This window comes from Pseudomonas protegens, assembly GCF_003732485.1.
Lineage (GTDB): Bacteria > Pseudomonadota > Gammaproteobacteria > Pseudomonadales > Pseudomonadaceae > Aquipseudomonas > Aquipseudomonas protegens_B.
In genome coordinates this window covers 1-212 of sequence record NZ_MOAK01000059.1, presented here as the reverse complement: position 1 = coordinate 212, position 212 = coordinate 1, and the positions used below count along the sequence as shown (strand labels likewise).

Annotated in this window: 1 pseudogene; it reads right to left on the bottom strand. The window is 63.7% G+C overall.

Annotation, left to right across the window (positions count from 1 at the left end):
- Window positions 1-212: pseudogene (locus BLX41_RS16205) on the bottom strand (toxin C-terminal domain-containing protein); the annotation flags it as partial.

Sequence of the window (212 nt, the reverse complement as noted above, 5' to 3'; positions counted from 1 at the left end):
TCGGCATCCTTGCGCACCACGATCTCGCCCGCCCCGACGGTGGCGCGCACGATCTGCTCGCGGTCCTTCTGGTAATCCCAGCCGCTGACGCTCCAGCCGGTTTCACCTTCCTTGCCTTTACCCACCTGGCTGCTGTCTTGTGTGGTGCCACTACCGGAGCTGTAGGTGCCGCCCACGTTCAGGTAATAGCCGTGTTCCTTGTCCTTGCCGGC